The 6,450-nt window shown below is 68.8% G+C and carries 8 protein-coding genes and 1 pseudogene; 3 read left to right on the forward strand and 6 right to left on the reverse strand.

What is annotated here, in order from left to right; all coding sequences use genetic code 11:
* Positions 1–654: LysR family transcriptional regulator substrate-binding protein (locus NN2_RS24180; protein ID WP_063016141.1), on the forward strand; the 654-nt coding region annotated here is incomplete at its 5' end.
* Between the two features lie 10 nt (positions 655–664).
* Here NN2_RS24180 and NN2_RS24185 read toward each other — a convergent pair.
* Positions 665–1,243: a TetR/AcrR family transcriptional regulator gene (locus tag NN2_RS24185; RefSeq protein ID WP_063016208.1), complete on the reverse strand. Its 579-nt coding sequence runs from the start codon at positions 1,241–1,243 to the stop codon at positions 665–667.
* Positions 1,244–1,379: 136 nt separating this feature from the next.
* Here NN2_RS24185 and NN2_RS24190 point away from each other — a divergent pair, with 136 nt between their 5' ends.
* A complete protein-coding gene (locus NN2_RS24190; protein WP_245658836.1) occupies positions 1,380–1,781 on the forward strand; it encodes a cupin domain-containing protein in 402 nt (133 codons plus the stop codon).
* A 31-nt stretch (positions 1,782–1,812) separates the two neighbouring features.
* Here NN2_RS24190 and NN2_RS24195 read toward each other — a convergent pair whose 3' ends face one another.
* The 4 genes from NN2_RS24195 to NN2_RS38235 form a co-directional block, all read right to left on the reverse strand.
* Entirely contained in the window at positions 1,813–2,325 is a 513-nt protein-coding gene (locus tag NN2_RS24195; protein ID WP_063016145.1) for a flavodoxin domain-containing protein, read from the reverse strand.
* Positions 2,326–2,360: 35 nt separating this feature from the next.
* Positions 2,361–2,915 (reverse strand): flavodoxin domain-containing protein, encoded by a 555-nt coding sequence (locus NN2_RS24200; protein ID WP_063016147.1) that lies wholly within the window; start codon positions 2,913–2,915, stop codon positions 2,361–2,363.
* A 120-nt stretch (positions 2,916–3,035) separates the two neighbouring features.
* On the reverse strand, positions 3,036–3,386 hold the full coding sequence (locus NN2_RS38230) for a UBP-type zinc finger domain-containing protein (protein WP_063016149.1): 351 nt from the start codon (positions 3,384–3,386) through the stop codon (positions 3,036–3,038).
* Positions 3,383–4,084, reverse strand: a complete 702-nt coding sequence (locus tag NN2_RS38235; protein WP_082857229.1) for a type 1 glutamine amidotransferase domain-containing protein — start codon at positions 4,082–4,084, stop codon at positions 3,383–3,385. The genes NN2_RS38230 and NN2_RS38235 overlap by 4 nt, the downstream gene beginning before the upstream one ends.
* 158 nt (positions 4,085–4,242) lie before the next feature.
* On the opposite strand from NN2_RS38235, the pseudogene NN2_RS24215 reads away from it, so the two are divergent.
* Positions 4,243–4,506: pseudogene (locus tag NN2_RS24215) on the forward strand (hypothetical protein); the annotation flags it as partial.
* Positions 4,507–4,531: 25 nt separating this feature from the next.
* On the opposite strand, the gene NN2_RS24220 reads toward NN2_RS24215, so the two are convergent.
* Positions 4,532–6,262: an FAD-dependent oxidoreductase gene (locus tag NN2_RS24220; protein ID WP_063016153.1), complete on the reverse strand. Its 1,731-nt coding sequence runs from the start codon at positions 6,260–6,262 to the stop codon at positions 4,532–4,534.
* Between the last annotated feature and the right edge of the window lie 188 nt (positions 6,263–6,450).

A 6,450-nucleotide genomic window follows, 5' to 3' on the forward strand; every position in this document is an offset into this window, starting at 1 on the left:
CGGGCCGCGGCCCGGGGCGAAGGCGGCCTGTTGCGACTGGCCTGTGCGGAGAGCCTGACCGCGAGTCTGCTCGCTCCCGTACTGCGTACCTGGTTGCGTCGCCACCCCGCGGTGCACGTGACGCTCACCGAGGCCACCAGCGCCGACGACCTCGTCCGCCACCTCGAATCCGGAACGGCCGACCTGGCTTTGGGGCCGCGGCCGACTCGCTGGACCGGCGCATCCGAACTCGTCGGCACCGAGGAGATCGTGGCGGTCCTCCCCGCCGACCACGCCCTGGCCCGGCAGGATCGGCTCGGCTTCGACGACCTCCACGACCAACCGGTGGTGCACTACCACCCCGACAACGGCCTCGCCGGCTGGCTCGACGCCCGAGCCGCGGTCCACGGCGTCACCCTCAGCCCGGTCATGCGCACCCGGCAGGCCGGCACCGCGGCACAACTGGCCGCGGCCGGACTCGGCATCGCCCTGGTCCCCGTCACCGCCCTGGGCCCCGGCCTGCCCGCGACCCTGAAACGCTTGCACCCCAGCGTGTCCCGCGATCTCGTCTGCCTGCTCGCCACCCCCGCCGATCCACTGCTGCGCCGCTTCGCCGCCGACCTCGTCGACCGCGGTGTCCCCGTGAACCCCTCGGCCGCACGACAACTCGGCTGATCCGCGACGGCTACGACGTACGCGGCCGTAGGCCGTCGAGCATCAGGTCGAGCAGGCGCCGCCAGTCCCCGCTGCCCGTGCGGATCGTCGCCGAGATCGCACCGACGAGCAGGTAGGCGTCCGCGGCGGTGCAGTCCTGCCGCAGCGCACCGGCCTCGCGATCGCCCGCGATGATCTCGCCGACAACGGCTTCCAGCCGGGCGCGAGACATTCCGCGCGGCTCGCTACCGGGCGAGCGGCGGGCGGCTTCGACGGCTGCGGACAGGCCGCGATCGGCGCTGAGCAGCTCACCGACATGCATCAGATAGCGTCGCAGCCCCTCGCCGGCACCGGCATGCGTGAGACATTCTGTGCGCGCGTAGTTCTCGATCTGCGCGAAGCGCTGTTCGGCGGCCGCGTCGACCAGTTCCGCGAGGGTGGGGAAGTGGCGATAGACCGTGCCGACCCCGACACCCGCCGCGCGTGCCACGTCGGGCAACTGCACCTGAGAGCCCTTCTCGGCGAACAATTCCCGAGCAGCCTCGAGGAGGCGGTCGCGGTTGCGTGCCGCGTCGGCGCGCGTCTTTCGTGGCGTCGCGGGCGTTGACATCCGTGCGTCCTTTCCGGCTACCATCTAGACGGAAGCGGATTCCGATTCCGTTTTGTCGCCGGAAGGGTAGCACACGATGCCGCACAACAGATTTCTCCGACTGGCCCCGGGCCAGGTACGCCCGGGCCGGATTCCGATGCCCCCCGCCTTCGCGGTCAAGGCCACCACCGCCGACACCGAGGGCCGGTTCTCCTTGCTCGAGGTGACCCTGGCCCGCGACATCCCGCGACACACCCACGAGGTGGCCGACGAAGCCATCTATGTGCTCAGCGGTGAACTCGGCGTCGACTTCGACGACCGGTCGTACGTCGCGCCCGCCGGAACGTTCGTCCTGCTGCCGCACGGCATCCCGCACGCCCTGCGCGCGGTCTCGAACCCGCCGCCCACAGTGATCCAGATATCGTCACCGGGCGGATGGGAATGCTATCTGGAAGATCTGTTCGACGCGGGACCCACCGTGCTCACCGACGGCGCGCTCGACCCACGCAAGATCAACCCCATCGCCGCGGCCCACAGCATCCGCTACGAGGAGTCCTGAACGACAGCCCGATACGGGCCCGGCGCAGCGATCAACGCGGGCCCGGAACGAGCTCGGCGGCCAGACCGCTCGCCCACTCGCGCACATGCTGGGGGTCACGGAAATCGCCCGCCATCGTCTTGGCCATCGCCGCGGCCGGGAAACCGTGGGCATCGGCCTGCAGGCGGCCACCGAAAATCGTGTAATCCCGGGCATTCACGCGACGGGCGGCTCGCTCGACGGCTTTGACCCCCGGCACCTTTTCGGGACCGCCGGAGGTGAGCGAGTCGTCCAGCGGCCCACTGGCGAACAGCCAGACCGGCCGCATGCGCATCTGCCGCGCGAAACGACGGGCGAAGCGGCGGGCGTGACGATGCCAGCGACCGGTGTAGAGCGCACCGCCGAGGACCACCGCCCCATAGCCGTCGAGGGAGCGGACTTCACGCGCATTGCGGACCTCGGCGTCGACACCGGCCGAGCGCAGCGACTCGCCGATCCACTCCGCCATTTCGGCAGTACCGCCCCGTGTGGAGCCGTACGCCACGAGAACAGGTTCCGATGTCACGGCGCACCTTCCTCTCACCGGCCGCAAGGGGCGGACTACGGGTAGGCGATATTCGCGGCGGGCTGGGGCAGAAGCAGGATCCGGCCGATCGTGGCCGTCCATTCGCCGATCGCGGGCCAGTCGCGCAGGTCACCGAAGCGACCCCCGCCGAGCAGGCGGTAAATGATCCGCGCCTTCAACGACACCCCCACGTTCTCGAAATGGCCCGCGAAGGCGCGGTAGCCGACCGGATGGATCGAATCGCGCAACGCGGCGATCTTCGGCGGCACGATTCTGCCCATCCGCCGCCCGAGCGGCCCCCGCAGCGCCGGTCCGAGCCCCACGGTGAACAGCCACACATTCGTCGCGGCCAGCTCGTAGCGATGACTCCGAACGAACCCCGACATCTCGGGAAGCACATCCATGTTGTGCACGGCACTGCCGAGGATCACCGCGTCGAACCGCGACAACTCGGGCGCATGCGCCACATCGGCGACCTCCACATCCGCTCCGCGGTTGGCCAGCGCCGCCCCGATATAGTCGGCGATCTCACGGGTCGAGCCCTGCGCGGTGGCGAAAACGACTGCGATGCGAACAGTTTCGTGAGTCATACGTCGAGCCTGCACCCCGGCGCGCGACCCCTCCCAGAGGCGGCGTACCTCATGCGATGAGGACGAACGTCCCCAGTGGGCGGCCTCGCCACACCACCGGGGCCCGGCGCCGCGCCTGCGTCAGTGGATATGGTCCTGCCAGTCGGCGGGCACCTTCCCCGCCGGCCCCGGCACCGGCTGCGTCTCCGGACGGCTGGTCGGCGGCGCCAATTGCGGACCCTCACCGACCGCACCGTCGCGGTAGTCGTAGAACCAGTCCTCACCCGGTTCGAAGCTCTGGATGATCGGATGGCCGGTGCTGCGGAAGTGGGCGGTGGCGTGCTGGGCGGGGGAGGTGTCGCAGCAACCCACGTGCCCGCAGCGCGCGCACCGACGCAGATGCACCCACCAGCCGCCGGCGGCCACACACTCCGCGCAACCGGTCCCGCTGGCGGGCACCTCGACATCGATATCGCTGCCGGAATCGCTCACCGCTGATCTCCTCTCAGGGCCGCGACCACAGCTTCGGCCACGCCGCGGGCACTGGCGGGATTCTGACCGGTGATCAGCCGCCCGTCCGTCACGACGTGAACCCCGAACGGCTCGTCGGCCATGCTGTAGTCGGCGCCCACTTTCACGAGTTCGTCCTGAAGGTTGAACGGTACCGCGTCCGCACGTTGGGCGGCTTCCTCCTCCGGCCACGAGAACCCGGTCACCCGCCGCCCGGCGATCAGCGCGGCCCCGCTTTCCAGCGGGACGTTCAGCAAACCGACCGGCCCGTGGCACACCGCCGACACCACACGGCCGCTGTCGTGGAACGCCGCGGTCAGCGCGCCGAGATCGTCGCCGCCGAAGTCGAACATGACCCCGTGCCCGCCGGTGAAGTAGATCGCGTCGTAATCCTCGACCTCGACCTCGCCGATGCTGCGCGTACGGTCGAGCAGATCCATGAATTCCCGGTCGCGGTAACGGCGGTCGGTGCCGAGGTCGGCCAGGACGTCGTGCGCCAGGCTCTCCGGGTCGATGGGCACGAATCCGCCTGCGGGACTGGCGATGTCGACGGTATAGCCCTGTTCGGTGACATAGTCGTAGAAATGGGTCAGCTCGCCGAGCCACAGCCCGGTGCGATAGCCGACCTTCTCGTACTCTCCGGCATTGGTGACGATGACCAGAATCCGGTCGGTGGCCACAGCGATCTCCTTCCGGTCCGTGCGATGGGCGACCGGCCGTCCGAGATCACTGGCGTCCAATCCGGAACACCGCCGGCCGCGTGATGTCGCTCACAACGTAACACAGGAGTGATCGCCGGAGCCGCCCCGGAACCCGGGGGAGACTCACAGGAAAATACGGCGACATGCCCTACCTGGACTTCCTCGCACCCGGCATCATCGCCCAATCGGCGCTGTTCATCGCGATCTTCTACGGCATCCAACTGATCTGGGACCGCGACGCCGTCAGCCACGTCAACCCGCTCAGCTACGAGGTCGACGCCCTGCGCGGCCTGCTCGTCGGCGGCGCCGCCGACCTGTGGACCGACTTCGGCGTCCTCGTCCTGGCCGCCCTCCTCGGAATCGCCTGTGCCTCAGCACTGTTGGGGCGCCTCACACGTTGACGCCCAGAACCGCAGCCGCGCCGGTTCAAGCCGGGCGACCATCCGCGGCCGTGTGACGGACCTCCACGATCGGCAACCGCAACGCGGCAGGGGAGGAGGGCGGAACCACCGGCGCCACCGGCGGGACCGGATCGATGCGCCGGTAGGGCAGATCCATCGGCGGACGCGAATCCCGCTCGTTCTTGTTCGGCCACATCGACGCCGCCCGCTCGGCCTGAGCGGCGATCGTCAACGAAGGATTCACACCGAGATTCGCCGAAATCGCCGACCCGTCCACAATGCTCAACGTCGGATAACCGTGCACACGGTGATACGGATCGATCACACCATGCTCGCGGTCGCCGCCGATCACGCACCCACCGATGAAATGCGCCGTCATCGGCACACCGAAAATATCCGGCCAGGTACTGCCCGCCGTGGCGCCGAGTTTGCCGGCCACCCGCCGCGTCACCTCGTGCCCGGCCGGAATCCACGACGGATTCGGCTCGCCGTAGCCCTGTCTGCTGGTGTAGCGGCGACCGAACAGCCCGCGCCGGGTGAACGTGGTGATCGAATTGTCCAGACTCTGCATCACCAGCAGAATCAACGTCCGCTCACTCCAGCGCCGCGTCCGCAGCAACCGCACCGTCCGCACCGGATGGGTGGCCGCGATCGCCAGCACCCGCACCCACCGCGGCACGGCCTTCCCGCCGTCGACCAGATAGGTCTGCAACAACCCCATCGTGTTCGAGCCCTTGCCGTAGCGCACCGGCTCGATATGGGTATCGGCGGTCGGATGGAACGACGAGGTGATCGCCACACCCGCCGTCAGATCCAGGCCGGTGTGCACCCGGGTGCGGCCCGCGCCCAGAATCGCCTCCGAATTCGTGCGGGTCAGCACGCCCAGCTGCGGCGAGAGCGCCGGCAGCACCCCCGTATCACGCATCCGGAACAGCAATCGCTGCGTACCCCAGGTCCCCGCCGCCAGCACCACGTACCGCGCCGAGAAGCTGCGCTTGCCACCCCGCAATCGGCCCGTCCGGCGCGTCTCGACGCGCCAGCTGCCGTCGTCCTGCGGTCGCAGCGCGGTCACCGTCGTCATCGGATGTATTTGCGCCCCAGCGCTTTCGGCCAACCCGAGATAGTTCTTGACCAGCGTGTTCTTCGCGCCGTGCCGGCAACCGGTCATGCACTCGCCGCATTCGATACACCCCGTGCGCTCCGGTCCGACGCCACCGAAATAGGGGTCTGCGCTCACGACTCCGGGCTCGCCGAAGTACACGCCGACCGGCGTCGGGACGTAAGTATCGGCGACGCCCATATCCTCGGCCACCGAGCGGATGATCTCATCGGCCGGGGTGGTGTGCGGATTCTCCACGACACCGAGCATGCGCCGGGCCTGGTCGTAGTGCGGGGTGAGTTCGGCGTCCCAGTCGGTGATCTCGGCCCACTGCCGGTCCTCGAAGAACGCGCGTCCCGGTTTGTAGAGGGTGTTGGCGTAGTTGAGCGAGCCGCCGCCGACTCCGGCGCCGGCGAGGATGAAGCAGTCGCGCAGCCGGTGGATTCGCTGGATGCCGTAGCAGCCCAGTGCCGGCGCCCACAGATATCGCCGCAGATCCCAGCTCGTGGTGGCGAAGTCGGCGTCTTCGTAGCGTCGCCCGGCCTCGAGTACCGCGACCGAATATCCCTTCTCCACCAATCGCAATGCCGTCACACTGCCGCCGAATCCGGATCCGACGATCACCACATCGACATCGAAAGGCCGCGCTGCCTTCATGACACCTCCTACCGAGGACGCTAACAAGTCACCACCGCGGCCGCGACGGTCTCGTGGCGGGTACCAAACCGGGCGGTGCGCACTGCCTTCGAATCACAAGACGTGCGGGAGGCGCGCGGTGATGTGTATCGGATCCGTCGGCGGCAGACCCGGCCAAGCACCCTCATTCCGTCACTGTGACGTTTCGC

Source organism: Nocardia nova NBRC 15556 (genome assembly GCF_001613005.1).
In the GTDB taxonomy this organism is placed as follows: Bacteria; Actinomycetota; Actinomycetes; order Mycobacteriales; family Mycobacteriaceae; genus Nocardia; species Nocardia nova.